This is a genomic window from Nocardioides solisilvae, from assembly GCF_003194625.1.
GTDB classification, from domain to species: domain Bacteria; phylum Actinomycetota; class Actinomycetes; order Propionibacteriales; family Nocardioidaceae; genus Nocardioides; species Nocardioides solisilvae.
In genome coordinates, this window is sequence record NZ_QHKX01000004.1 from 326,224 (window position 1) to 348,982 (window position 22,759).

Here is a 22,759-nt window from a genome sequence, read left to right on the forward strand (position 1 = left end):
ACCTCAGGAGCGGGTCGTCGTCCAGTCGGAGAGGTCCAGCTCCCACTCCCCGGCGAGCCGGTCGACCTGCGGCCGGTAGAGCACCCGCAGGGAGTCGACGAGGCCCGCCGGCGGCGTCCACTCCGCGTGGCTGCTCGACCGCGAGGGCCGGTCCACGTCGCGCAGCGGCACGGGACCGCGGCCGAGCCGCGCCCACACCAGGTCGACCGCGGACTGGGGATCCCGACGCACCTGCTCGTAGACCATCACCACCATCCGCTCCCGGCCCACCGCGTGGGCCCACATGGCCAGCTGGTCGGCGTAGAAGCCGCTGAACGCCTGCACCGTGATCGGCACCGGGTAGGGCCAGGGGGACTTCGCCCGTGTGGCCGCCAGCCGCATCGCCGACAGGAAGCGCTCCACGGGGTCGCGCAGGACAGCCAGCACCGGCGCGTCCGCGCCGAGCAGCCGGGCGGCCGTCGCCGGCGCGGTGGCGTGCCGCAGGTACTGCGGGGTCCACTCCCCCCGGGCCACCGGACCCGGCGGGAAGAGCTCGGTGTAGGCCCGCTCCGGCTCGACGCCGTCACCCACCTTGTGGAGCAGGTGCTGCTCCTTCTTGCCGTTCACCCCGAGCCCCACCTCGGGGTGCTGGCACAACAGGTCGGTGAGCCACGTCGTCCCGGACCTCTGGGCCCCGATCCCGAGCCATGCCGGTGCGGTCATGGGCGTGACCCTACCGGGGCACTAGGTTCCTCCCATGGACCACCGGGAGATCGACCCCACCTTCCTCGGGCTCCCCCTCCGCGAGCTCGGCAGGGCCGCGCTCGAGCGTGCCGCCGCTCGGGGGGTGAGCCACGCCGACTTCCGCCTCGAGCGGACGAGGTACCAGCACCTCGCCGTGCGCGACGGCGCCCTGCAGGGCGCCAGCGACGTCGAGGACCTCGGGTTCGCCGTGCGGGTCGTGCACCGCGGGGCCTGGGGCTTCGCCAGCGGCGTCGCGCTCGAGGTCGAGGAGGTACGCCGCGTCACCGACCGCGCGCTGGCCCTCGCCGAGCTGGCCGCCACCATGACGACCGTCCCGGTCGAGCTCGCCCCGGAACCGGTCCACGCCGACGCCACCTGGGTCTCGGCCCACGACGTCGACCCGTTCTCGGTGCCGACCACGGAGAAGGTGGACGTGCTCCGCGACTGGACGTCGCGGCTGACCGCCCACCGGGTCGTGGACCACGCGGCCGCCTCGCTGCAGCAGGTCCAGGAGAACAAGTACTACGAGGACCTCGCCGGGACCCGCACCACCCAGCAGCGCGTCCGGGTGATGCCCACGTTCGAGGCGATGGGCTCTGACGAGCGCTCCGGCACCTTCGACTCCATGACCACGCTCGCGCCCCCGGCCGGCCGGGGCTGGGAGTACCTCACCGGGACCGGGTGGGACTGGGACGCCGAGCTGGCCGAGGTGCCCGACCTGCTGGGCGAGAAGCTCCGGGCACCCGGGGTCGAGCCCGGCACGTACGACCTCGTCGTCGACCCGAGCAACCTGTGGCTCACCATCCACGAGTCGATCGGCCACGCCACCGAGCTCGACCGCGCGCTCGGCTACGAGGCCAGCTACGCAGGCACCTCCTTCGCCACCTACGACCGGCTCGGCAGCCTCGTCTACGGGTCCCCCGTCATGCACGTGACCGGGGACCGCACGGTCGAGCACGGCCTCGCCACGACCGGCTTCGACGACGAGGGGGTCGCCACCCAGCAGTGGGACCTCGTCCGCGACGGCATCCTCGTCGGCTACCAGCTGGACCGCGCGATGGCCCACGCCCGCCCCGAGCTCAACGGCGGCCGGTCCAACGGGTGCGCGTACGCCGACTCCCCTGCCCACGTGCCGATCCAGCGGATGGCCAACGTCTCCCTCCAGCCCGCCCCCGACGGGCCGTCCACCGACGAGCTCGTCGCCCGCGTCGAGCGCGGCATCTACGTCGTCGGGGACCGCAGCTGGTCCATCGACATGCAGCGGTTCAACTTCCAGTTCACCGGGCAGCGCTTCTTCCGGATCGAGGACGGGCGGCTGGCCGGCCAGGTCCGCGACGTCGCCTACCAGGCGACCACGACCGACTTCTGGGGCTCGATGGAGGCCGTCGGCGGTCCGGACACGTGGCGCCTCGGGGGCGCCTTCAACTGCGGCAAGGCGCAGCCCGGCCAGGTGGCAGCCGTCAGCCACGGCTGTCCCAGCGCCCTCTTCCGGGGCGTCCGGATCCTCAACACCGCCCAGGAGGCCGGCGCGTGACCACGACGCTCTCCCCCCAGCAGCTCGCCGAGGTCGCCCTGGCCGCCTCCAAGGCAGACCAGTGCCTCGTCCTGGTGGAGGACACGACCGGGGTCAACCTCCGGTGGGCCAACAACACCCTCACGACCAACGGGGTGGGCCACCGGGTCCAGGTCACGGTCGTGTCGTTCGTCGCGACGCCCGGGGGCGGCGCCACCGGCTCCGCCTCCTCGTCGGCCACCACGCGCGACCAGGTGGTCGCGCTGGCCGCGGCCGCGGATGCGGCGGCGCGCGCCTCCGGCCCCGCCGAGGACGCCGCCCCGCTGCCGGCCGACCGGGCCACCGTCGACTGGGACGACCCCTCCCCCGGCACCGACGCCTCGGTGCTCGCCGACTTCGCCCCCGCTCTCGGGGAGGCGTTCCGCACCGCCGGGTCGGCGGGCCGCGTGCTCTACGGCTTCGTGAGCCACGAGGTCACCACGACGTGGCTCGCCTCCTCGACGGGACTGCGCCTGCGCCACGTCCAGCCGACCGGCCACTACGGGGTGACGGGGAAGACCGCCGACCTGACCAGCAGCGCCTGGGTCGGCGGGGCGACCCGCGACTTCACCGACGTCGACCCGCTGGCGCTCGAGCAGCAGCTGGCCACGCGGCTCGGCTGGGCGGCCCGCAAGGTGGACCTGCCCGCCGGACGCCACGACACGATCCTGCCGCCGGACGCCGTCGCCGACCTGATGATCGACACCTACTGGAGCGCGGGGGCACGCGTCGCCCACGAGGGGCAGTCCGTCTTCAGCCGCCGCGGCGGCGGCACCCGGATCGGTGACCGGGTGGCGGCCCCCGGGGTCCGTCTGTTCTCCGACCCCGGACGGCCGGGTCTGGAGTGCGCGCCCTTCGTCGTCGCCCATGCGTCCGGCAACACCTCGTCGGTCTTCGACAACGGCCTTCCCCTCGCCCCCACCCCCTGGCTGGAGGACGGCCGGCTCGCCGCCCTCCTGCAGACGCGGCACTCCGCGGGCCTCACCGGGCAGCCCACGACGCCCGCGGTCGACAACCTCGTGCTCGAGGTCGAGGGCGCGTCCGGCTCGGTGGACGACCTCGTCCGGGACCTCGACGACGGCCTGCTGGTCACCTGCCTGTGGTACATCCGCGAGGTCGACCCGCAGACCCTGCTGCTCACCGGCCTCACCCGGGACGGCGTCTACCGCGTCGAGGGCGGTGAGGTGACCGGGGCGGTGAACAACTTCCGGTTCAACGAGAGCCCGGTCGACCTGCTCGGCCGGTTCAGCGCAGCCGGGGCCACGGTGCCCGCGTTCAGCCGGGAGTGGGGCGAGGACTATTTCAGCCGCACGGCGATGCCGCCGCTGCGGGTGCCCGACTTCAACATGTCGAGCGTCAGCCAGGCTCTGTGAGGCCGTAGGGCGTGCGGGTGTAGACGAAGGTGGCCGCCTCGAGGTGCCAGACCTCCCCGTCGGCGCGACGTACGACGTGCAGGGTCTCGCCGCGGTGGTAGCCGTCGATGCCGACGAGCCGACCGTCGTCGAGCAGCGCGAACCGGTCCGGGCTCCCGGGCGGCGTGAGGGGGTGCAGCTCGAGGTGCCCGTTGTGCCACCGCACCTCGGTGGCGGTGTTGCCCCAGAACCAGAGCCCGGGGATGCCGGCGACCGGCGCTGGCACCTCGACGGTGGGCACCCACGGCTCGATCACCTCGTCGACGAAGTCGCCGTCGATCAGGTCCAGCACGAGCTGGGTGCGGTCGACCCCGGTGGTGGCGTTGGCCAGCACGGCGGCGCCGATGCCGGAGCCCGGGTCGACGAAGAGGGCGGCGAGGTAGCCGGGCATCGAGCCGGTGTGGCCGACGAGGATCCCGCCCGTGCCGGTGAGCAGCCGCACGCCGAGGCCGTAGTCGTCGGTGACCGGCTCGAGCATCTCGGTCAGCGAGCCCGGGTCCAGCATGTCGGGTCGGGCACCGGAGAGGAACTGGCCCCACAGCACCAGGTCGGCGACCGTCGACCACAGCTGCCCGGCCGGCGCCATGGCCCCCGTGTTGGTCAGCGGCTCGAGCCGGCGCTCCCCGGTGAAGTGGTCGACGCTCCAGCCCGGCTGCGCGTTGGGGCGGGGCAGGTACGACGTCTGGGTCATGCCGAGCGGGATCAGCAGCCGCTCCACCACGAGCTGCCGCCACGAGGTGCCGGTGACCCGGACCAGCACCTCTCCCAGCAGGCCGTAGCCGAGGTTGGAGTAGTGGAAGAGCTCCCCGGCCCGGGCCACCCGGCCGGAGCCGTCGTTGGCGGCCGCGAGCGCGTCGAAGTCGCCGCCCCGGTGACGCTCCCACCACGGTCCCGCCGGCTCGCTCTGCATCCCCGAGGTGTGGCTCAGCACCTGCCGGATCGTCGCCTCGGCGTACCCCACCTCCCCGAGGTGGCGCCCCAGCGGGTCGTCGAGGTGCAGCAGCCCCGCGTCCCGCGCCTGCAGCACCAGCACGGCGGTCATCGTCTTGGTGATCGAGCCGATCCGGTACTGCCCGTCCAGCCCAGCCCCCTCGCCCGAGGAGCCGGCCCACACGACGCCGTACCGGTCGAAGACCGCGCCGAGCACCGAGGGGAGCCGGCCCCGCGACTGGGCGAGGTCCAGGCAGCTCTGGCGACGTTCGATCATTCGGTGAAGGCCTCCGGGGGCGGACAGGAGCAGACGAGGTTGCGGTCGCCGTAGGCCTGGTCGATCCGGGCGACCGGCGGCCAGTACTTGTCGGGGTCCGGGCCGGACGGGAACGCCGCGAGCTCGCGGCCGTACGGACGGTCCCACTCTCCCACCATCGCCGCGGCGGTGTGGGGGGCGCGCCGCAGGGGCGACTCCTCGGGGCTCCACTCCCCCGCGCCGACCCGGTCGATCTCCGCCCGGATCGCCACCATGGCGTCGACGAACCGGTCGATCTCGGCCAGGTCCTCCGACTCGGTCGGCTCGACCATGAGGGTGCCGGCGACGGGGAACGACATCGTCGGGGCGTGGAAGCCGTGGTCCACCAGCCGCTTCGCCACGTCGTCGACGGTCACGCCGGTCTCCCGGGTGAGCGGCCGCAGGTCGAGGATGCACTCGTGGGCCACCAGGCCGGAGTGGCCCCGGTAGAGCACCGGGAAGTGCTCGTCGAGGCGGGCGGCGACGTAGTTGGCCGCCAGCACGGCGTGGGCGGTGGCCCGGGTCAGGCCCTCGGCCCCCATCATCCGGACGTAGGCCCAGGAGATCGGGAGGATCCCGGCGGACCCGTAGGGCGCGGCGCTGATCGGGCCGATCCCCTCGCGCCGACCCGGCACCGGGTGGTCGGGGTGCGACGGGAGGAACGGCGCCAGGTGGGCCCGGACCGCGACCGGGCCGACCCCGGGGCCTCCGCCGCCGTGCGGGATGCAGAAGGTCTTGTGGAGGTTGAGGTGCGAGACGTCGCCGCCGAACTCCCCGGGACGGGCGTACCCGAGCAGCGCGTTCAGGTTCGCCCCGTCGACGTAGACCTGGCCCCCGTGGGCGTGCACCAGCTCGCAGAGCTCGGTGATGGTGTCCTCGTAGGCGCCGTGCGTCGAGGGATAGGTGACCATGATCGCGGCGAGGGTCTCCGCGTGCTCCTCGCAGCGGGCACGCAGGTCCTCCAGGTCCACCGACCCGTCCTCGGCGGCCTTGACGACCACCACCCGCATCCCCGCCATCACCGCGGACGCCGCGTTCGTGCCGTGCGCGGACGACGGGATGAGGCAGACGTCGCGGACCGGGGCGCCCTCGACGTGGTGGGCCTCGTGGTAGCCGCGGATGGCCAGCAGGCCGGCGAGCTCGCCCTGCGAACCGGCGTTCGGCTGCACCGACACCTCGTCGTAGCCGGTGACCTCGGCCAACCAGGACTCCAGGTCGGAGACCAGGCGGTGGTAGCCGGCCGCGTCCTCGGCCGGGGCGAAGGGGTGCAGGTCGGCGAAGCCCGGCAGGCTGATCGGCTCCATCTCGGCCGTCGCGTTGAGCTTCATGGTGCACGAGCCGAGCGGGATCATCCCCCGGTCGAGGGCGTAGTCGCGGGCCGAGAGCCTGCGCAGGTAGCGCAGCATCTGGGTCTCGCTGCGGTGCGTGGAGAAGACCTCGTGGGTCAGGTACGGCGTGGTCCGCCGCAGCGACTCGGGCAGGGCGTCCACCCCGTCGGAGTCCCCGTGCGCCTGCTCGGGCCCGAGGCCGAACGCCTGGCGGACCTTGCCGAGGGTGCTCTCGGTGGTCGTCTCCGACGTCGAGATCCCGACCCGGTCGTCGTCGACCAGGCGCAGGTGGACGCCCAGGTCGCGGGCGCGGGCCACCACGTCGCGGGCACCGCCGGGGACCCGGACCGTCAGGGTGTCGAAGAACTCCTCGTGCTCCAGCTCCACCCCGGCGGCGCGCAGGGAGGCTGCCAGCGACACCGCGAGGCGGTGCACGCGGCTGGCGATCGCCCGCAGGCCGTCGGGGCCGTGGTGGACGGCGTACATGCCGGCCACGACGGCCAGCAGCACCTGCGCGGTGCAGATGTTGGAGGTCGCCTTGTCCCGGCGGATGTGCTGCTCCCGGGTCTGGAGGGCGAGCCGGTACGCCGGGCGTCCCTCCGCGTCGACGGAGACCCCGACCAGGCGCCCCGGCAGGTGTCGCTCGAGCCCGGACCGCACGGACATGTACCCAGCGTGCGGGCCGCCGTAGAAGAGCGGGACGCCGAAGCGCTGGGAGGAGCCGACCACCACGTCGGCGCCCAGCTCGCCGGGCGCCTCGAGCAGGGTCAGCGCCAGCAGGTCGGCGGCGACGACGGCCAGGGCGCCGCGGGCGTGCGCCTCCTCGACCAGGGGCCGGGGGTCCAGGACGCGCCCCGAGGCTCCTGGGTACTGGACCAGCAGGCCGCTGAGCGCGCCCCCGGGGAGCCCCTCGGACAGGTCGGCGACGACGACCTCGATCCCCATCGCCCGGGCGCGCGTCCGCACCACCTCGCGGGTCTGGGGCAGCGCATCGGCGTCGACGACGAAGGGGCCCTCGGCGCGGCGCTGGGCGCGCCGGACCAGGGTCATGGCCTCGGCGACTGCCGTGCCCTCGTCGAGCAGCGAGGCGTTGGCGGTCGGCAGGCCGGTGAGGTCGGCGACGACCGTCTGGAAGTTGAGGAGCGCCTCGAGGCGGCCCTGCGAGATCTCGGGCTGGTAGGGCGTGTACGCCGTGTACCAGGACGGGTCCTCCAGCACGTTGCGCCGGATCACCGGCGGCGTCACCGTGCCGTGGTAGCCGAGCCCGATCATCGGCTCGGCCGGGTTGTTGGCCGCCGCCAGCGCCCGGAGCTCCGCCGCCGCGGCACTCTCCGACAGGGGCTCGGGCAGGCTCAGCGGGGAAGCCGACCGGATGCTGCCCGGGACGGCCGCCTGCATGAGGGACTCCAGGGAGTCGTGGCCGACGACCTCGAGCATGGCCCGCACGTCGTCGGGCTGGGGGCCGAGGTGCCGCTCGACGAACGGCACGGCCCCGGAGGGCTGGGAGGGACGGGTCAGGTCGGACATGGCACGCTCCGGGGGTCGGACGAGGGCTGGTCGTCCTCCCCCTCTGTCACCCGGGCTGACCCGGCGCTCCAGAGCTGCCTCGACCGCGCGGTCCTTGGTGCCTGAGAGGTTCCGGGGAGGAATTGCCCCTTCGGCGCTGGTGGCGGACCCACCAGGACTCTCCCGCGCGGGATCGTCAGCGCCGTCGAACCTACCACCCCGCCGCCGGCCGGACGAAGGGATCGGCGGCGGGTCCGGTCGCCGGGACGGACCGGACGGACGTCGCCGGGCTCAGCCGGTGCGACGAGCCGCGCGGCGAGCGGCGAGCTCGTCGCCGGGGAGGGCGGCCGCGTCGGACGCCGTCCGCTCGCTGGGGAGCTCGGAGAGGGTGCCCTCGATCTCGCGCCAGACGCCGCCGATCGCGATGCCGAAGACGCCCTGACCCCCCTGGAGCAGGTCGATGACCTCGTCGTTGCTGGTGCACTCGTAGACGGAGGCACCGTCGCTCATGAGCGTGACCCGGGTGAGGTCGTCGGTGCCCCGCGCGCGCAGGTGCTGCACGGCCGTGCGGATCTGCTGGAGCGAGATCCCGGCGTCGAGGAGGCGCTTGACCACCTTGAGCAGCAGGATGTCGCGGAAGGAGTACAGGCGCTGGGAGCCGGAGCCGGTGGCCCCGCGGACGGTGGGCTCGACCAGGCCGGTGCGGGCCCAGTAGTCGAGCTGGCGGTAGGTGATGCCGGCGGCGTTGCAGGCCGTGGGGCCGCGGTAGCCCGCGTCGCTGGGCAGCGGGGAGACGTCGTCGGTGAAGAGGAGGCCCTGCTCCTCGGCCACCTCCGCGGCGCGCTCGACCTCGAGTCCGGCGACCCTGTCCTGCTGGTTCTCGTCAACGCCCACTGGTGGACCCTCCGTCGTCTACTCCGCTCAGCGTAGCTCCTGGGGGGGAAGGACGTGGGCGGTCCGGGGACAACCACAACGTTGGAGTTACAACGGAGACAGTTCAAGGTACGGCCGGACCCGGGGAGGGTCAACGCACGCGGCGGCGTGTCGCAACCCTCAACCTCAGGTTGAGGGTGATGCCGTCACTGCTCCTCGGGTGCCTCGAAGTCCTCCGGGGTCACCTGGTCGAGGAACTCGCGGAACCGCTCGACCTCGTCCTCCTGCTCGGCCGGGACGGCGAGGCCGGCCTCCGCGAGCACCTCCTCGTCCACCACGATGCGGGTCCCGGTGCGCAGCGCGAGCGCGATCGAGTCGGACGGACGGGCGCTCACCTCTGCGCCGGAGTCGAAGACCAGGACCGCGTAGAAGACGTTGTCCCGCACCTCGGTGATCCGCACCTCCGCGAGGGGTGCGCCGGTCGCCTCGAGCACGTCCTTCATCAGGTCGTGGGTCAGCGGCCGGGGCGGGACGACGCCCTGCTGCGCGAAGGCGATCGCCGTGGCCTCCACCGCGCCGATCCAGATCGGCAGGTAGCGGTCACCCGCGACCTCGCGCAGCAGCACGATGGGTTGGTTGGAGGGCATCTCCACCCGGACTCCGATGACGTCTACCTCGCGCACACGGCCACCCTACTCCCGGGCCGGTCAGCGGTCAGGCTCCCTGGAGGCCCTTCTTCACGAGCGTCGCGTGCAGCCGCACCGACAGTGCCGCGATCTCGCTCACCGCCTCCTCGGCCCGGGCCTGGGCCGCGGCGTCGCGCCCCCGCTTGAGAGGGGCGACCACCTGCTCGACCAGCCCCACCTCGCGGTCGGCCGAGGTCTTGAAGGCACGCAGGTGCCGGGGCTCGAAACCGAAGTCGGCCAGCTCGCGGGCCGTCCTGGCGATCACGAGGGCGTCGGTGTCGTAGTGCCCGGTGCCCGGACGGGCCGAGATGAGGCCGAACTGCTCGAGCTGGCCGAGGAGCTCCTCGCTGACCTCGGCGATCTTGAGCAGCTCGCGGCGCGAGAGCCGCACGTCGGAGCGTCGGGCGAAGGACTCGGGTGACGGCAGCCCGTCGCTCGAGAGCGCGACCTGGGGAACGGTCGGGACGACGGCCTCGATCGGCGGCGGCTCGAGCCCGCGGTCGATGGCGTCGAGGTGCTCCCCGATCACCTTCAGCGGCAGGTAGTGGTCGCGCTGCATGCGCAGCACGTAGCGCAACCGCTCCACGTCGTCGTGGGAGAACTTCCGGTAGCCGGCGGGCGTCCGCTCGGGCTTGATCAGGCCCTTGTCCTCGAGGAAGCGGATCTTGGGGATGGTGATGCCCGGGAAGTCGGGTCGCAGCACGTCGAGCACCTGCCCGATGTTCATCCTCGTCCGCGACGCGGCGGCGGAGGTGGAGGCTGCGGAGGCCACGCCGTCGCCCATCGTCAGCCGGTCACGTGCCCGGCGAAGAAGACCAGCCGGTACTTGCCGATCTGCACCTCGTCGCCGTCCGTCAGCTCGACGGCGTCGATCCGGTCGCGGTTGACGTAGGTCCCGTTGAGGCTGCCCACGTCGCTGACCCGGAAGCGCTCCCCCTCGCGGCGGAACTCCGCGTGGCGGCGGGAGACCGTCACGTCGTCGAGGAAGATCTCGGAGTCGGGGTGCCGCCCGGCGGTCACCAGGTCGGTGTCCAGGAGGAAGCGGCTGCCCGCACCGGGGCCGCGCTGCACGACCAGCAGCGCCGACCCGGTCGGAAGGGCGTCCACCGCCGCGGCGTCGACCGGGCTGAGCGCGCGGTCGGAGCTCTCCGCCCGCTCGTGCGCGATCGAGATGGTGGCCGTCGAGTCGGACGGCTCGGCCGGACCGGCCGTCTCGCCCTCGGTCGCGAGTCGCGAGCCGCACTGGGCGCAGAACCTCGCGTCATCGGGGTTGGGCTTGCCGCAGGCCGTGCAGAACGGCATGTGTCCTCCGCTTCCGTTGTCCGTGGGTCGCACCTGACGCCGGAACTCTCAAGGCCCGACTGAGGGTGAAGGTTCCTACGAAACTACCAGTTGTGGCAACCGCGTGGATCAGCTTGCGTCGAGGCTCTGCTCGTAGGTGGCCGCGTCCATGAGGCCCTCGAGCTGCGAGGCGTCGGTCACGGCGACCTCGAAGAGCCAGCCCCCGGCGTACGGGTCGTTGTTGACCAGCTCGGGCGTCGAGTCGAGCGCCTCGTTGCGCGCCACCACCTCGCCGCCGACCGGGGCGTAGAGGTCGCTGACCGACTTCGTCGACTCCAGCTCGCCGCAGGTCTCCCCGGCGGTGACCTGGTCCCCGACCTCGGGCAGCGACACGTAGACGATGTCGCCGAGGGCGTCCTGGGCGAAGTGGGTGATGCCCACCCGGGCCCGTCCGTCCTCGACCCGCACCCACTCGTGCTCCGAGCTGTACTTCAGGTCCTCCGGGTACATCGCGTCGTCTCCTCGGGTGTGGGTCCTGACGGACCGACGGGCGGTGCTCCCGAGGCTACTGCCCCTGGGCAGGCTCCGCGAAGTCGGCCCGCGGGAGCTGACGGACGGACTCGACGACCACCTCGTCGACCTGGTCGATGTCGACCCCGGCGCCGTCCTGGTTCTCCAGGGCGGCGACCGGCCCGCTGAGGAACCGCACGCCACCCTCGAGCGTGCCGGGGTCGCCGATCGCCTCCAGGACGTAGGGCGACTCCAGCGGGGTGCCGTCCACCTCGATCACCCCCTCGACCTCCTGGAACGAGCTCTGGGCGACCAGCCGGACGGCGTCGTTGAGCTCGATGGCCTCGGCGCCCGCCGTGCGCAGCTCCTGCACCAGGTCGAGCAGCCGGTCGACGCGCACCGGCGTCACCTGCTCGGTGACGGTGATCCGGATCCCCGGGCCGCTCACCGGCACCACGCCCGCGAGGATGTTGAGGGTCTCGAGCTGCTCCTCGCCCTGCTGGATGGCGGCCAGCCGGGCGTTCGAGCTCGTCTGCAGCTCGCGCCGGTCCTCCTCCAGCCTCGCGATCTCCCGTCGTGCCCGGTCGGAGGTGCCGGTCAGGGCGTTGAGGATCTCGATCAGGTCCTCCTCGCGCCGCCCGTCGTAGGTGTCGTCGAGGGCCGTGCTGCGGACCTGGGCGACACCGGCGAAGCCCAGCACCGCCAGCAGCACGGCCACCACGACCTGCGAGCGGGACGGTCGGCTGAGCGCCGCCCGCACCCGCGCGCGGGCGTCGTCGGGCTCAGGCATGGAACAGGTGGCGGCGGATCGCCGCGGAGTTGGAGAAGATCCGGATGCCCAGCACGACGATGACGCCGGTCTGCAGCTGCGTGCCCACGCCCAGCTGGTCCCCCATGAAGACGATGGCGGCGGCCAGCACGACGTTGCTGACGAACGAGATGACGAAGACCTTGTCGTCGAAGATCCCGTCGAGGAAGGCGCGCAGGCCCCCGAAGACGGCGTCCAGCGCCGCCACCACGGCGATCGGCAGGTACTGCTCCAGCGCGACCGGGACGTCGGGCTGGAGCAGCAGGCCGGCGACGACGCCCAGCAGCAGCCCGAGTGCGGCGATCAAGGTTCCAGCTCCTTTTCCTTGGACGAGCGTCCCGGGACGTGCTCCCGCGCGTGGGGCAACGGTCGCACGCGTGCGGCGGGCAGCTCCAGCTCGTCATCTTCCTGGATCCGGAACTCGAACTCCAACGAACGCGCCAGCGCGTAGAAGACCGCGCCGTGGGTCGTCCGCAGGAGCCGGGCCTCCAGGGTGTCGGGGTCCCCCACCACCGAGACGACGTACGGCGGGTTCACGGGGCGCACGTTGACGTGGATCGCGTCGCCCGAGTTCTGGATGGACGAGAGGGTCGTGAGGCGCTGGCCGTTGATCGCGATCGCCTCGGCGCCCGCCGCCCAGAGGCCGTCGACGAGGTAGAGCAGGTCGTCGTCCTGGACCACCTGGCGCTCGGTCGCGCCCGGCGCGGAGGCGACGGTGACCCGGATGCCCGGTCCGCGCACGGCCAGGGAGCCGGTCCGCACCCCGAGCCTGCTGACCTCCTGCCGGACCTCCTCCTCGCGCTCGCGCAGGGCACGGGCGGACTCCTCGGCGGTGGTGTTGGCCGCGCGCAGCTCGCCGGCCCGGTCCTGGAGGGCGCGGACGTCGGCACGCTGCTCCTGGACCCGCGAGACGAGGCTCGCACGGCTCAGGGCGGCCACGTCGGCGTTGCGGGACGTCTGCACCGCGGCGACCGCCACGAGCAGCCCGAAGACCGCGACCGCCGCGGCCGTGACGACGCGCCGGCCACGTCCGCCGTCCTCCTCGGGGACCGGCCGCTGGCCCCGGCGCGCGGCGACGTGCTGGTAGTCCTGGTCCATCGACTGCTCGGTGACCAGGGAGAGGAGGGGCTGCGTCACGTGCTGGGGCAGCGGGCCGCGCTGCTCCGCTCCCTCGCCCCCGGGCCCGGCGGGCCGTCCCGGGCCGGTCACCGGCCGCGCTCCGACCGGGGCAGCGGCGGGGTGCTCAGCAGCAGGGTCCGGACCTGCCAGGCGTAGAGGAGACCGGCCCACCAGTAGAGGCCGATGCCCCACAGCGCGAAGGCCCAGCCGAAGACGTCGGCCAGGGTGGGCACCACCCCCTCCCCCTCCCCCAGCAGCAGCAGGGGGAAGGCGTAGAGCAGGTTGAACGTCGCGGCCTTGCCGAGGAAGTGCACCGGCAGGGAGGTGTAGCCCCGCGTGCGCAGCAGGGGCACCAGGCCCCAGAGCGCCAGGTCGCGCAGCGGCAGCGCCAGCGCCACCCACCAAGGGATGACGTCGCGCAGGGCCAGCCCGACCACGACGGCCAGGATGTAGAGCCGGTCGGCGACGGGGTCGAGGAGCTCGCCCAGCCAGGAGCGCTGGTCGAGCACCCGGGCGAGGTAGCCGTCCAGGTAGTCGGTCACGCCCGAGAGCATGAGCAGCGCCAGGGCCCAGCCGTCCGCCTCCGGCCCCAGGACCAGCCAGAGGAAGAGCGGGATGCTGGCCAGCCGCAGCAGGCTCAGGATGTTGGGAACCGTCCACACGCCGAGGTCACGCTCGCGCTGGTCGGTCACGCCTCAGTCCCCTGCTCTTTTCTGGGCCCTCGTCGTCGGGGCTCACCGTACGCCGTGCCGCAGCCTATCCAGCCCGGGCGAGCTCACACCGTCTCGTCGTGGTGAGCCGCGTCGCGGATCTCGCCCACGAGCTCCTCGAGCACGTCCTCGAGCGTGACCAGGCCCAGCAGGGTGCCGTCCTCGGCGATCACCCGCCCCATGTGCGCCCCGCGGCGCTGGAGCGACTCGAGTGCCGAGTGCAGCGGGTCGGAGGGCCGCACCGTGGCGAAGGGGCGCACCCACTTGTCGTCAACCACCCGCTGGCGCCGCTCCTCGTCGGACTCGAGCACGTCCTTGATGTGCAGGTAGCCGACGAGGTCGCCGTCGCGGGAGACCGGGAAGCGGGAGTAGCCGGTCGCGGCACAGACCTCCTCGACCCCTGCGACGGTGCTCCCCCGGGGGACGGTGGTCAGCGACTCCGTCGGCATCAGCACCGCCTCCACCGTCTTCTCGGTGAACCCCAGCGCGCCGGCGAGGCGGTCGTACTCGTCGGCCTCGATGAGGCCCTCGCCCCGCGACTCCTCCACCAGCGCCGCCACCTGCTCCCGGGTGTAGGTGGAGGAGACCTCGTCCCGGGGCTCGATCCGCATCGCGCGCAGGATCAGGTTGGCGCAGGCGTTGATCGTCACGATGACCGGTCGCAGCAGGGCGACGACCAGCATCATGGGCGGGCCCAGCAGCAGCGCGGAGCGCTCGGGCCCCGCGATGGCGAGGTTCTTGGGGACCATCTCGCCGAGCACGACGTGCAGGTAGACGACCAGGGTCATCGCGATCACGAACGCGACGGGGTGGACGAGGTCCTCGGGCACCCCGAGACGGCTGAAGCCCGGCTCGAGCAGGTGGGCGATCGCCGGCTCGCCCACGGCGCCCAGGCCCAGGGAGCAGATGGTGATGCCGAGCTGCGCCCCGGCCATGACGACGGAGATCTGCTCCATCGCCCGCAGGGTGGTGCGGGCCATGGCGGAGCCCGCCTCGGCCCGCGGCTGGATCTGGCTGCGGCGGGCGGAGATCAGCGCGAACTCGGCCCCCACGAAGAAGGCGTTGAGGGCCAGCAGGACGACGGCCAGGCCGATGGCCACGAAGTCGCTCACGTGGCGCTCCCCTGCGTCTGCGCGGCCGGGCCGCTCGCCGTCGGGGTCCCGCCGGCCGGCTCCGGGCCGGAGAGGACGACGCGGTCCACGCGCAGCCCCTCCATCCGCTCCACCGTGAGGGTCACGCTCCGCTCCTCCAGCTCTCCGTCCGCGTCGCGCACGGGCACCAGGACCGTCGCCGCGTCGCCCGCGCTCGGCACCCGCCCCAGCTCCCGGACGACGAGGCCGGCGATCGTGTCGTAGTCCTCGTGCTCGGGCAGCTCGATCCCCGTCGCGTCCTCGACCTCGTCGGGCCGCAGCAGGCCGGAGAGCGACCAGGTGCCGTCCCGGCGCCGTCGGGCGCGGTCGCCGAGCCGGTCGTGCTCGTCGGAGATGTCGCCGACGATCTCCTCGACCACGTCCTCGAGGGTCACGATGCCGGCCTGGCCGCCGTACTCGTCGAGGACGACGGCCATCTGGAAGCCGTCCTGGCGCAGCAGGGCGAGCAGCGGGTCGAGGCGCAGCGAGTCGGGCACGACGATGGGCTTCACCATGATGTGCTTGATCCGCGTCGTGGGTCGCTCGTGGACGGGCAGGGCGACCGCGTGCTTGACGTGGACCGTGCCGACCACGGCGTCCTCGGCGTCCAGCACCGGGAACCGCGAGTGGCCGGTCTGGCGGGCGAGGTCGATCACCTCGGCGGCCCGGTCGGACGCCTGGAGGCTGGCGGTGCGCACCCGCGGCGTCATGATCTCGCCCGCCGTGCGGGTGCCGAACTCCACCGAGCGCTCCATCAGCTCGGCCGTCTCGGCGTCGAGGGTGCCCTCGTCGGCCGAGCGCTGCACCAGCGAGGCGAGCTCCTGGCTGCTCCGCGCCGAGCGCAGCTCCTCCTGGGGCTCGACGCCGAGCCGCCGCACGATCGCGTTGGCGGAGCCGTTGAGGCCGCGGATGGGCCACCCCATGACCGTGGTGAACCCGCGCATGAAGCCCTGGGTCGCCCGCGCGGTCGCCAGGGGGACGGCGATCGCGAGGTTCTTGGGGACCAGCTCGCCGACGAGCATCGTGAAGAAGGTGGACAGCACCAGGCCGAGGGCCACCGCCAACGGCGTCACCCAGGAGTCGGGGACACCGGCCGCCAGCAGCGGTCCGTCGACCAGCTGGGCGACGGCCGGCTCGGCGAGGAAGCCGATCGCGAGGTTGGTGATCGTGATGCCGACCTGGGCGCCCGAGAGCTGGGTCGAGAGCGTGCGCAGCGCCTGCTGGACGCCCGCGGCGCCGCCGTCACCCTCCTCGACGAGGCCGTCGACCTCGTGGCGGTCGACCGTGACCAGCGAGAACTCCGCGGCGACGAAGAGGCCGCACGCGACCATCAGGAGGAGGGAGACGCCGAGGAGGATCCAGGGAGTCACCGGCCGCTCCGAGGGCCGGGCGCGTCGGGACGCGCTGACGGATGGCTACTACTTTGAGGCCCGTCCATGAGCTGTGCGGTGTTCCTTCTCGGTCGGCTGAACGATGCGCCCACTCTAGCGACCCGGCCGTAGGCTGGGCGTCCGGCCCGGCTGCCGCACGGGTCGTCGCACGCGCCCACGCCCGAGGGAGAGCTCCACCTCGTCATGCCCACGTCCCGGAGACCGGTCGTCCTCGCCGCCGTCCTGGCACTCGTCGTGGCCCTCGGCGCGCTCGGCGCCTCGCTGCTGGGCGACGTCGGGGACCGCCCGGTCCGGGGCGGCGACGCTCCCGGTGCAGGGGGCGGTGCAGGAGCCGAACGCCCCAACATCGTGCTGGTGATGACCGACGACCAGACGGTCGACGAGCTCGACCGGATGCCGCTGACCCGCCGCGCCCTCGCCGACGGCGGCATGGAACTGACCCAGGCGCTCTCCCCCCACCCCCTCTGCTGCCCCGCCCGCGCCGAGCTGGTCACCGGGCAGTACGCCCAGAACAACGGCGTGCTGCACAACAACGGGCCGCACGGCGGGGTCGACGCTCTCGACCCGGACCGGACGCTGGGCGAGTGGTTCTCCGCAGCGGGATACCGGACCGCCTTCGTCGGCAAGTACCTCAACAAGTACGGCGTGGGGCACGGTCCGCAGCCCGGCTGGGACCGCTGGTCCGCCCTGGGCGCCGGGACCTACAGCTACCGCGACTTCACCTTCGTGGAGCGCGACGGCCTCGACCGGCACCGCGACTCCTACGTCACGGAGGTCGTCGAGGAGAAGACCAACGAGGCGGTGCGAGAGCTCGCGGCCACCGGCGACCCGTTCCTGGTGCTCTCCTGGCACCTGGCCCCCCACTACCGCTTCGACGACCGGGGCCGGCGCACCCCGCCTCCGGCGGCCGCCGCCGACCGCGGACGCTTCGCCTCCGCGCGCCCTCCGGCCTTCGACAAGCCAAGCTTCGACCGCGAGCAGACCGACGCCCGCGGGAGGGTCGAGGTCCGGCGCCCCCCGCGGCACCGGGCTCGCCTCGCCGCGGAGTACCGCGCCCGGGTGCGCAGCCTCCAGGCGGTCGACCGCGCGGTGGCCAGCCTCGTCGACACGCTGCAGGAGACCGGCGAGTGGGAGGACACCTACCTCTTCTTCACCTCGGACAACGGCTACGTGTTCGGCGAGCACCGCCGCGTGGGCAAGAACCTGCTGCTCGAGGAGGCGCTGCGGGTCCCGCTGCTCGTCGCCGGGCCGGGCGTCCCGGAGGGTTCGGTCTCCGACGTGCCCGTCACGCTGGTCGACCTGCCGGCCACCTTCGCCGCCCTCGCCGACGTCAGGCCGCAGCGGCTCCAGGACGGGGTCTCCCTGGTCCCGCTGCTGCGGGGGGCCGACCCCGAGGGGTCCGCCGTCGCCGCCCGCGACACGGTCCTCGTGCAGACGGGACGCACCGAGGGCGACGGCTGGGACCTCCGCGGCGTCCGCACCTCCCGGTACCTCTTCGCCGCCCCTCCGGACGGCAGCGGTCAGGTGCTGCACGACCTCCGACGGGACCCGTTCCAGCTGGTCGACCGCGCCGGGGACCCGGCGTACTCGGCCGTGCGCGCCGAGCTCTCCCGGCGCCGCGAAGCGCTCCTCACGTGCGCGGGCCCGTCCTGCAACCGGGAGTTCGGCCCGGTGCCGGAGCCGGGCACCGGCTAGCGTTCGGCCCATGCCCGACGTCGCGATCGCCGCACCCAACGAGGCCGCGGCGGACGCCGGCGAGCGGGCGGCCCTGGCCGGCGGCAACGCCGTCGACGCCGCCGTGGCCGCCGTGCTCGTGACGATGGTCAACGAGGTGGGACTGGTCTCGCTCAGCTCGGGCGGCTTCGTCACGGTGCAGCCGCCCGGCAGCGGACCGGCGTGGACCGTCGACGGGTGGATGGACATGCCGGGGCGCGGGCTCGACGTCCCGCCGGGCACGGGGACCTGGGACGTCCACACCTCCTACGGCGGCGGCGTCGACATCACGATCGGTCCCGGTTCGGTCGCGGTCCACGGCGCCTTGCTGGCACTGGGCGAGGCGCACGCCCGGGAGGGCTCGCTGCCCTGGGCCGAGCTCGTCGCCCCGGCGGTCGAGGTCGCGCGGGGCGGGTTCCGCCTCGGCGCCGCGTCGCGCTACTACCTCGAGCACGTCCACGACAGCATCTTCGGCTGGGACCCGGTCAGCTCCGCGGCGGTCCACGACCCCACCGGCGCGGTCACCACCGAGCCGCTCGTCGTCCCGGGCCTCGTGGACACCCTGGAGGCCCTGGCCCGCACGGGTCCGCACGCCCTCAACTCCGGGGAGCTCGGCCGGGCGATCGGCGCCGACGTCCGGGCCCGCGGCGGGCTGCTCGGCCCCGAGGACCTCGCCGGCTACCGGACCGTGACCCGCCCCTCGATCCTCCACCGCACCGGCCCGTGGAGCCTCTCCACCACGCCCTCGCCCTCGGTGGGCGGTGTCTGCGTCGCCGCGATGCTGAGGCTCCTGGACGGCCGTCCGCGGGGCGGCTGGGACGAGGCCGAGGTGGCCAGGCTGGTGGAGGTGCAGCGCGCCGTGCTGGGTCACCGGCACGCCCACCTCGACCGGGCCGAGGACCCCGAGGGGGCGGCGCGCGACCTGCTCGCGCTCCTGGCGGACGGGGGCGAGCTGCCGGGCTCCGGCTCGACGGCCCACGTCTCCACGGCCGACAGCGACGGCCGCGCGTGCGCCGTCACGGTCTCGTCGGGCTACTTCTCCGGCATGGTCGCCGCCGGCACCGGGGTGTGGCTCAACAACAGCCTGGGCGAGCAGGAGCTCAACGCCCGCGGCCTGCACGCCGCACCCCCCGGCACCCGGCTGCAGTCCAACATGGCGCCGACCGTCGCCCGGCACGACGACGGGTCGGTCCTGGCCGTCGGATCCCCGGGCGCCAGCAGGATCTCGACGGCGGTGGTCCAGGTCCTGGCCGGCTACGTCGGTGGGATGTCGCTGGAGGAGGCGGTGCGCCACCCGCGGGTGCACGTCCACCGCGCCGGCACGCCCGAGGAGGAGGTGCAGGTCGAGACCGTGCTGTCGATGTACTTCGGCGGGGTCGGCGTCGCGCTGGCCCACCCCGACGGTCGGCTGCTCGCCGCCGCCGACCCGCGGCGCGAGGGGGCCGTCCGGACCGTCACCGGCGGCGCGGCCGCCCGCGGCTGACCTGCCGCGGCGACCTGCCGCGGCGACCCGTCATGGCGTCCGGACGTGGCGTCCGGTCGCGCCGGGATCAGCCGGCGACGGCGCGCAGCCGGTCGCGGAGCTGGGTGCGCGCCGGGTGCGACTCCTCGAGCGTCGCCAGCTCAGCGGCGAGCTCGTCGGCCGAGAGCGCCGGGCGCACGTCGCCGCTGCCGTCGGTGGAGACCCACCCCACCCCGGGCTCCAGCCGACGCACGACCCGGGCGGGGGCGCCCACGACGACCGAGTGGTCGGGGACGACGCCGCGGACCACCGAGCCGGCGCCCACCACGACGTTGCGGCCCACCTGGGCGCCGGGCAGCACGATCGCCCCGTGGCCGATCCAGGTCCCCGAGCCGATCCTGACGGGCTGGTGGGCGCCGAGCTGCAGGCCGATCGGGGTCTCCGGGTCCTGGTAGCCGTGCGAGGCGTCCGAGACGAAGACGTCCTGGCCCAGCCAGACGTCGTCACCCAGGACGATCGACTCGTGGGCGGTCAGCGTGGAGCGGGCCCCGACCACGCAGCGGGCGCCGATGACGAGCCCCCGCGCGGGGCGGTGCGGGTCGTCGGCGGTGTAGCCCACGGACAGCGTGCACCCGCGGCCGACGAGGGTCCGCTCCCCCACGTGGATGGAGGAGGTCCCCATGTGCGACCCGGGCGGGAAGGCGATGCAGGCGCCCTCGCCGAGCGAGCCGAAGGCGTCGCCCTTGTCGGTCCCGGGCGCGATGGCGCCGTACCACTCGACGAGCTCGTGGGCGCGGTGCAGGACGCGGTTCACCAGGCGCTGGAGGGTGGTCACCGCGCGGAGACTACCCGTTGGTAGCGCGGGACGCCGCGGAACTCGCGACCTCGACGGGCGCGGGCGCGCGGTGGGGTCCCTCGGAGCCCCGACGGTGCACGACCAACGCCCCGACCACGGCTCCGACCACGCCCAGGCCCAGGTCGGCGAGGGTGTCGACGTAGGCGAACCGGCGTTCCTCCGAGCCGGAGATGAAGGCGAAGTACTCGCCCACCTCCCAGGCGATCGCCCCGGTCGACCCCACGGCCAGCGAGCGCTCCAGGCACCGGCCCACCGAGGTCCCGGCCGGCAGGGTGAGCATCACCACCGCCGCGCCGATGAGCGCCGGGTTGACGAAGTGCATCCAGTCGTCGAACCAGACGATCCGGTCGTAGAGGTCGAGGCGGTTGCCCAGGATGTCGGAGAAGCAGGTGATGGTGACCAGGAGGTCGGCCAGCCACGGGAACGGCCGGCTCTCCCGCCAGAGTCCCCACCACAACGCCGGCACGGTGAAGGCGAGCAGGGGGTAGACGATCGAACGGGCCTCGGCGGCCTTGCCCTCGAGGTTGGCCCAGGCGGGGTCGATCACCGTGAACGCGAGCATCAGCAGCAGGAGGCCCTTGAGCAGGACGTCGAGGTGCCGCACCACACCCGTGGCGGCCACGGGGGCCCCGGGCGGCGGGGTGCTGGGGTTCGGCTCGACGCTCACTCGGCCGGATGCTACCCGTCCTCGTGGCGGCGACCGGCATCCCCGCGCGAGCGGCGCCGCCTGCCGCGGCCGTCGGGTGCTACACATGGCGGGTGGCCACCCCGTTCGAGCTCTTCCTGATCCTCGACCTCGCCGGGACGTTCGCGTTCGCGGTCAACGGAGCCCTCGTCGCCACCCGGGTGGCCCGTCTCGACCTGGTCGGCGTCCTGACCCTCGGCATGCTCACGGCGCTGGGCGGCGGGATCCTGCGCGACGTCATGCTGGGCTCGCTGCCCCCGGCGACCTTCAGCGACTGGCGGTACCTCGCGGTGGCGGCGTCGGGCAGCCTGGTCGCCTTCCTCTTCGGCCGCCAGCTCGACCGGGTCCCGCGCACCATCCTGGTCGCCGACGCCCTGGGCCTGAGCCTCTTCGCCGTCGCCGGCGCCAGCAAGGCGCTCAACTACGCCGACGGCATCGGGCCGGTGCAGGCGGTCATCCTCGGCGCCGTCACGGCCGTAGGAGGCGGCACGCTGCGCGACGTGATGCTCGGCCGCGTGCCGGTGGTGCTGCGCAGCGAGCTCTACGCGATCCCGGCGCTCGCCGGCGCCCTGGTGGTCACGGTGGCCGACCGGACCGGCGTGTACGGCGTCACCGCGGCGGTCGTGGCCGCCGGCGTCTGCTTCGGGATCAGGATGGTGGGCCTGCGGTTCCACCTGGACGCCCCCTTCCCGCCGGGCTCCCGGCACGCCTGAGCCGGACGTCCGGGAGCGCCGGGGAATACCTGCGGCCCGGACCCGTTGAACCTCATCGGGCCTCGGGACGCCAGCGCTCCCGCGCGCCCGCCGTCCGTCCCTCCCGTCAGAACAGGTCGTCCCCGGTGTCCACACCCTCGTCCTCCTCCCCCGCCCCCGGCTCCTCCCCCGAGCTCATCGACGCCCCCCGGCGCGCCCGGTGGCCCTGGCTCCTCGGCGGCCTGGTCGCCCTGGCGCTCGTCGCCGGCCTGGTCGTCGCCCTCACGGGTGGCGACGAGGACCGCGAGACCGTCCGGATCGGCGTCGTCGGCGCCAGCGACCCCTACTGGGCGGACTTCGCCGCGGCCGCCGAGGAGGAGGGGATCGACGTCGAGGTCGTCGACTTCAGCGACTACAACCAGCCCAACCCGGCCGTCTCCGAGGGCGAGCTCGACCTCAACCAGTTCCAGCACATCGTCTTCCTGGCCGACTACAACGTCTCCAGCGGCGACGACCTGCAGCCCATCGGCGCGACCGCGATCTACCCGCTGGGCCTGCACTCGAAGCAGTACGACTCCGTCGAGGAGATCCCCGACGGCGCCACGGTCGCCGTGCCGGAGGACGCCAGCAACCAGGCCCGCGCCCTCGCGGTGCTGCAGTCGGCCGGGCTGATCACCCTGAAGTCCGGCGGCACGATCTTCTCCGACCTGGCCGACGTCGACACCGACGCCTCGCGGGTCGAGGTGAAGGCCCTCGACGCCTCCCTCACCGCGACCTCGCTGGACGACATCGCCGGCGCGGTGGTCAACAACGACTTCGTCGAGAAGGCCGGGCTGGACTTCGACGCCGCCCTCGCCCAGGACGACCCGAGCGACCCCAACGCGCTGCCCTACGCCAACATCTTCGCCGCGCCGGCCGACGAGCTGGACAACCCGACGTACCGCAGGCTCGTCGAGATCTACCAGGAGACCGAGGAGGTTCAGCAGGGCGTCCTCGACGTCTCCGGCGGCACCGCCGTCATGCTGACGACGCCGGTCGAGGAGCTGCAGGCCTCCCTCGACAAGGTCGAGGCCGACACCCGCGCCGAGCAGGACTGA

Annotated in this window: 22 protein-coding genes and 1 riboswitch; of the genes, 6 read left to right on the plus strand and 16 right to left on the minus strand. The window is 73.7% G+C overall.

What is annotated here, in order from left to right:
- Positions 1-3: 3 nt before the first annotated feature.
- Positions 4-702, minus strand: coding sequence for a sulfotransferase domain-containing protein (locus DNK53_RS16845; RefSeq protein WP_110183468.1), 699 nt, complete (start codon positions 700-702; stop codon positions 4-6).
- A gap of 34 nt (positions 703-736) precedes the next feature.
- On the opposite strand from DNK53_RS16845, the gene DNK53_RS16850 reads away from it, so the two are divergent.
- Positions 737-2,257 (plus strand): TldD/PmbA family protein, encoded by a 1,521-nt coding sequence (locus tag DNK53_RS16850; protein WP_110183469.1) that lies wholly within the window; start codon positions 737-739, stop codon positions 2,255-2,257.
- Positions 2,254-3,648 (plus strand): metallopeptidase TldD-related protein, encoded by a 1,395-nt coding sequence (locus DNK53_RS16855; protein WP_110183470.1) that lies wholly within the window; start codon positions 2,254-2,256, stop codon positions 3,646-3,648. Before DNK53_RS16850 ends, DNK53_RS16855 begins: the two co-directional genes overlap by 4 nt.
- On the opposite strand, the gene DNK53_RS16860 is transcribed toward DNK53_RS16855, so the two are convergent.
- The 13 genes from DNK53_RS16860 to DNK53_RS16920 all read right to left on the minus strand — a co-directional run bounded on the left by DNK53_RS16860 (position 3,632) and on the right by DNK53_RS16920 (position 16,233).
- Complete coding sequence (locus DNK53_RS16860) at positions 3,632-4,894, minus strand: serine hydrolase domain-containing protein (RefSeq protein ID WP_110183471.1); 1,263 nt, start codon at positions 4,892-4,894, stop codon at positions 3,632-3,634. The two genes, DNK53_RS16855 and DNK53_RS16860, sit on opposite strands and share 17 nt — an antisense overlap.
- On the minus strand, positions 4,891-7,767 hold the full coding sequence (gcvP, locus tag DNK53_RS16865) for an aminomethyl-transferring glycine dehydrogenase (RefSeq protein ID WP_110183472.1): 2,877 nt from the start codon (positions 7,765-7,767) through the stop codon (positions 4,891-4,893). The genes DNK53_RS16860 and gcvP overlap by 4 nt, the downstream gene beginning before the upstream one ends.
- 78 nt (positions 7,768-7,845) lie before the next feature.
- Positions 7,846-7,942, minus strand: a riboswitch (glycine riboswitch).
- Between the two features lie 95 nt (positions 7,943-8,037).
- Positions 8,038-8,577, minus strand: coding sequence for a MerR family transcriptional regulator (locus DNK53_RS16870; protein ID WP_239456626.1), 540 nt, complete (start codon positions 8,575-8,577; stop codon positions 8,038-8,040).
- Positions 8,578-8,825: 248 nt separating this feature from the next.
- Positions 8,826-9,302: a bifunctional nuclease family protein gene (locus tag DNK53_RS16875; protein WP_110183474.1), complete on the minus strand. Its 477-nt coding sequence runs from the start codon at positions 9,300-9,302 to the stop codon at positions 8,826-8,828.
- 31 nt (positions 9,303-9,333) lie between these two features.
- Positions 9,334-10,077 carry a transcriptional regulator FtsR gene (gene ftsR, locus DNK53_RS16880; protein WP_338041059.1) on the minus strand — a complete coding sequence of 248 codons (744 nt, stop codon included), beginning with the start codon at positions 10,075-10,077 and terminating at the stop codon, positions 9,334-9,336.
- A gap of 14 nt (positions 10,078-10,091) precedes the next feature.
- A complete protein-coding gene (locus DNK53_RS16885; RefSeq protein ID WP_110183475.1) occupies positions 10,092-10,607 on the minus strand; it encodes an FHA domain-containing protein in 516 nt (171 codons plus the stop codon).
- A gap of 108 nt (positions 10,608-10,715) precedes the next feature.
- On the minus strand, positions 10,716-11,096 hold the full coding sequence (gcvH, locus tag DNK53_RS16890; protein ID WP_110183476.1) for a glycine cleavage system protein GcvH: 381 nt from the start codon (positions 11,094-11,096) through the stop codon (positions 10,716-10,718).
- Positions 11,097-11,151: 55 nt separating this feature from the next.
- Positions 11,152-11,886, minus strand: coding sequence for a DUF881 domain-containing protein (locus DNK53_RS16895; RefSeq protein ID WP_110183477.1), 735 nt, complete (start codon positions 11,884-11,886; stop codon positions 11,152-11,154).
- Entirely contained in the window at positions 11,879-12,211 is a 333-nt protein-coding gene (locus tag DNK53_RS16900; protein ID WP_110183478.1) for a small basic family protein, read from the minus strand. Before DNK53_RS16900 ends, DNK53_RS16895 begins: the two co-directional genes overlap by 8 nt.
- Complete coding sequence (locus DNK53_RS16905) at positions 12,208-13,113, minus strand: DUF881 domain-containing protein (RefSeq protein ID WP_110183479.1); 906 nt, start codon at positions 13,111-13,113, stop codon at positions 12,208-12,210. Before DNK53_RS16905 ends, DNK53_RS16900 begins: the two co-directional genes overlap by 4 nt.
- Complete coding sequence (gene clsA / locus DNK53_RS16910; protein ID WP_110183480.1) at positions 13,110-13,715, minus strand: cardiolipin synthase ClsA; 606 nt, start codon at positions 13,713-13,715, stop codon at positions 13,110-13,112. Before clsA ends, DNK53_RS16905 begins: the two co-directional genes overlap by 4 nt.
- A gap of 83 nt (positions 13,716-13,798) precedes the next feature.
- Positions 13,799-14,845 carry a hemolysin family protein gene (locus DNK53_RS16915; RefSeq protein ID WP_110183481.1) on the minus strand — a complete coding sequence of 349 codons (1,047 nt, stop codon included), beginning with the start codon at positions 14,843-14,845 and terminating at the stop codon, positions 13,799-13,801.
- On the minus strand, positions 14,842-16,233 hold the full coding sequence (locus tag DNK53_RS16920; protein WP_110183482.1) for a hemolysin family protein: 1,392 nt from the start codon (positions 16,231-16,233) through the stop codon (positions 14,842-14,844). The genes DNK53_RS16915 and DNK53_RS16920 overlap by 4 nt, the downstream gene beginning before the upstream one ends.
- A gap of 204 nt (positions 16,234-16,437) precedes the next feature.
- On the opposite strand from DNK53_RS16920, the gene DNK53_RS16925 reads away from it, so the two are divergent.
- Positions 16,438-17,949: a sulfatase family protein gene (locus DNK53_RS16925; RefSeq protein ID WP_110183483.1), complete on the plus strand. Its 1,512-nt coding sequence runs from the start codon at positions 16,438-16,440 to the stop codon at positions 17,947-17,949.
- Between the two features lie 10 nt (positions 17,950-17,959).
- Positions 17,960-19,450 (plus strand): gamma-glutamyltransferase, encoded by a 1,491-nt coding sequence (locus DNK53_RS16930; RefSeq protein ID WP_110183484.1) that lies wholly within the window; start codon positions 17,960-17,962, stop codon positions 19,448-19,450.
- 67 nt (positions 19,451-19,517) lie between these two features.
- Here the strand turns inward: DNK53_RS16930 and DNK53_RS18435 are convergent, their stop codons facing one another.
- Both DNK53_RS18435 and DNK53_RS16940 read right to left on the minus strand, forming a co-directional pair.
- A complete protein-coding gene (locus DNK53_RS18435; protein WP_275425768.1) occupies positions 19,518-20,264 on the minus strand; it encodes an acyltransferase in 747 nt (248 codons plus the stop codon).
- 10 nt (positions 20,265-20,274) lie between these two features.
- Entirely contained in the window at positions 20,275-20,952 is a 678-nt protein-coding gene (locus DNK53_RS16940) for a DUF2238 domain-containing protein (protein ID WP_110183485.1), read from the minus strand.
- A gap of 92 nt (positions 20,953-21,044) precedes the next feature.
- Here DNK53_RS16940 and DNK53_RS16945 point away from each other — a divergent pair, with 92 nt between their 5' ends.
- Together DNK53_RS16945 and DNK53_RS16950 are read left to right on the plus strand one after the other, a co-directional pair.
- Positions 21,045-21,683 carry a trimeric intracellular cation channel family protein gene (locus DNK53_RS16945; RefSeq protein ID WP_239456610.1) on the plus strand — a complete coding sequence of 213 codons (639 nt, stop codon included), beginning with the start codon at positions 21,045-21,047 and terminating at the stop codon, positions 21,681-21,683.
- Between the two features lie 125 nt (positions 21,684-21,808).
- Entirely contained in the window at positions 21,809-22,759 is a 951-nt protein-coding gene (locus DNK53_RS16950; protein ID WP_110183487.1) for a MetQ/NlpA family ABC transporter substrate-binding protein, read from the plus strand.

What these genes read in the sequence shown, in the direction of transcription:
- DNK53_RS16850 (WP_110183469.1), top strand. Translation starts at nt 737, where the DNA reads ATGGACCACCGGGAGATCGACCCCACCTTCCTCGGGCTCCCCCTCCGC.
- gcvH (WP_110183476.1), bottom strand. Translation starts at nt 11,096, where the DNA reads ATGTACCCGGAGGACCTGAAGTACAGCTCGGAGCACGAGTGGGTGCGG.
- DNK53_RS16860 (WP_110183471.1), bottom strand. Translation starts at nt 4,894, where the DNA reads ATGATCGAACGTCGCCAGAGCTGCCTGGACCTCGCCCAGTCGCGGGGC.
- DNK53_RS16885 (WP_110183475.1), bottom strand. Translation starts at nt 10,607, where the DNA reads ATGCCGTTCTGCACGGCCTGCGGCAAGCCCAACCCCGATGACGCGAGG.
- DNK53_RS16895 (WP_110183477.1), bottom strand. Translation starts at nt 11,886, where the DNA reads ATGCCTGAGCCCGACGACGCCCGCGCGCGGGTGCGGGCGGCGCTCAGC.
- DNK53_RS16845 (WP_110183468.1), bottom strand. Translation starts at nt 702, where the DNA reads ATGACCGCACCGGCATGGCTCGGGATCGGGGCCCAGAGGTCCGGGACG.
- gcvP (WP_110183472.1), bottom strand. Translation starts at nt 7,767, where the DNA reads ATGTCCGACCTGACCCGTCCCTCCCAGCCCTCCGGGGCCGTGCCGTTC.
- DNK53_RS16930 (WP_110183484.1), top strand. Translation starts at nt 17,960, where the DNA reads ATGCCCGACGTCGCGATCGCCGCACCCAACGAGGCCGCGGCGGACGCC.
- DNK53_RS16925 (WP_110183483.1), top strand. Translation starts at nt 16,438, where the DNA reads ATGCCCACGTCCCGGAGACCGGTCGTCCTCGCCGCCGTCCTGGCACTC.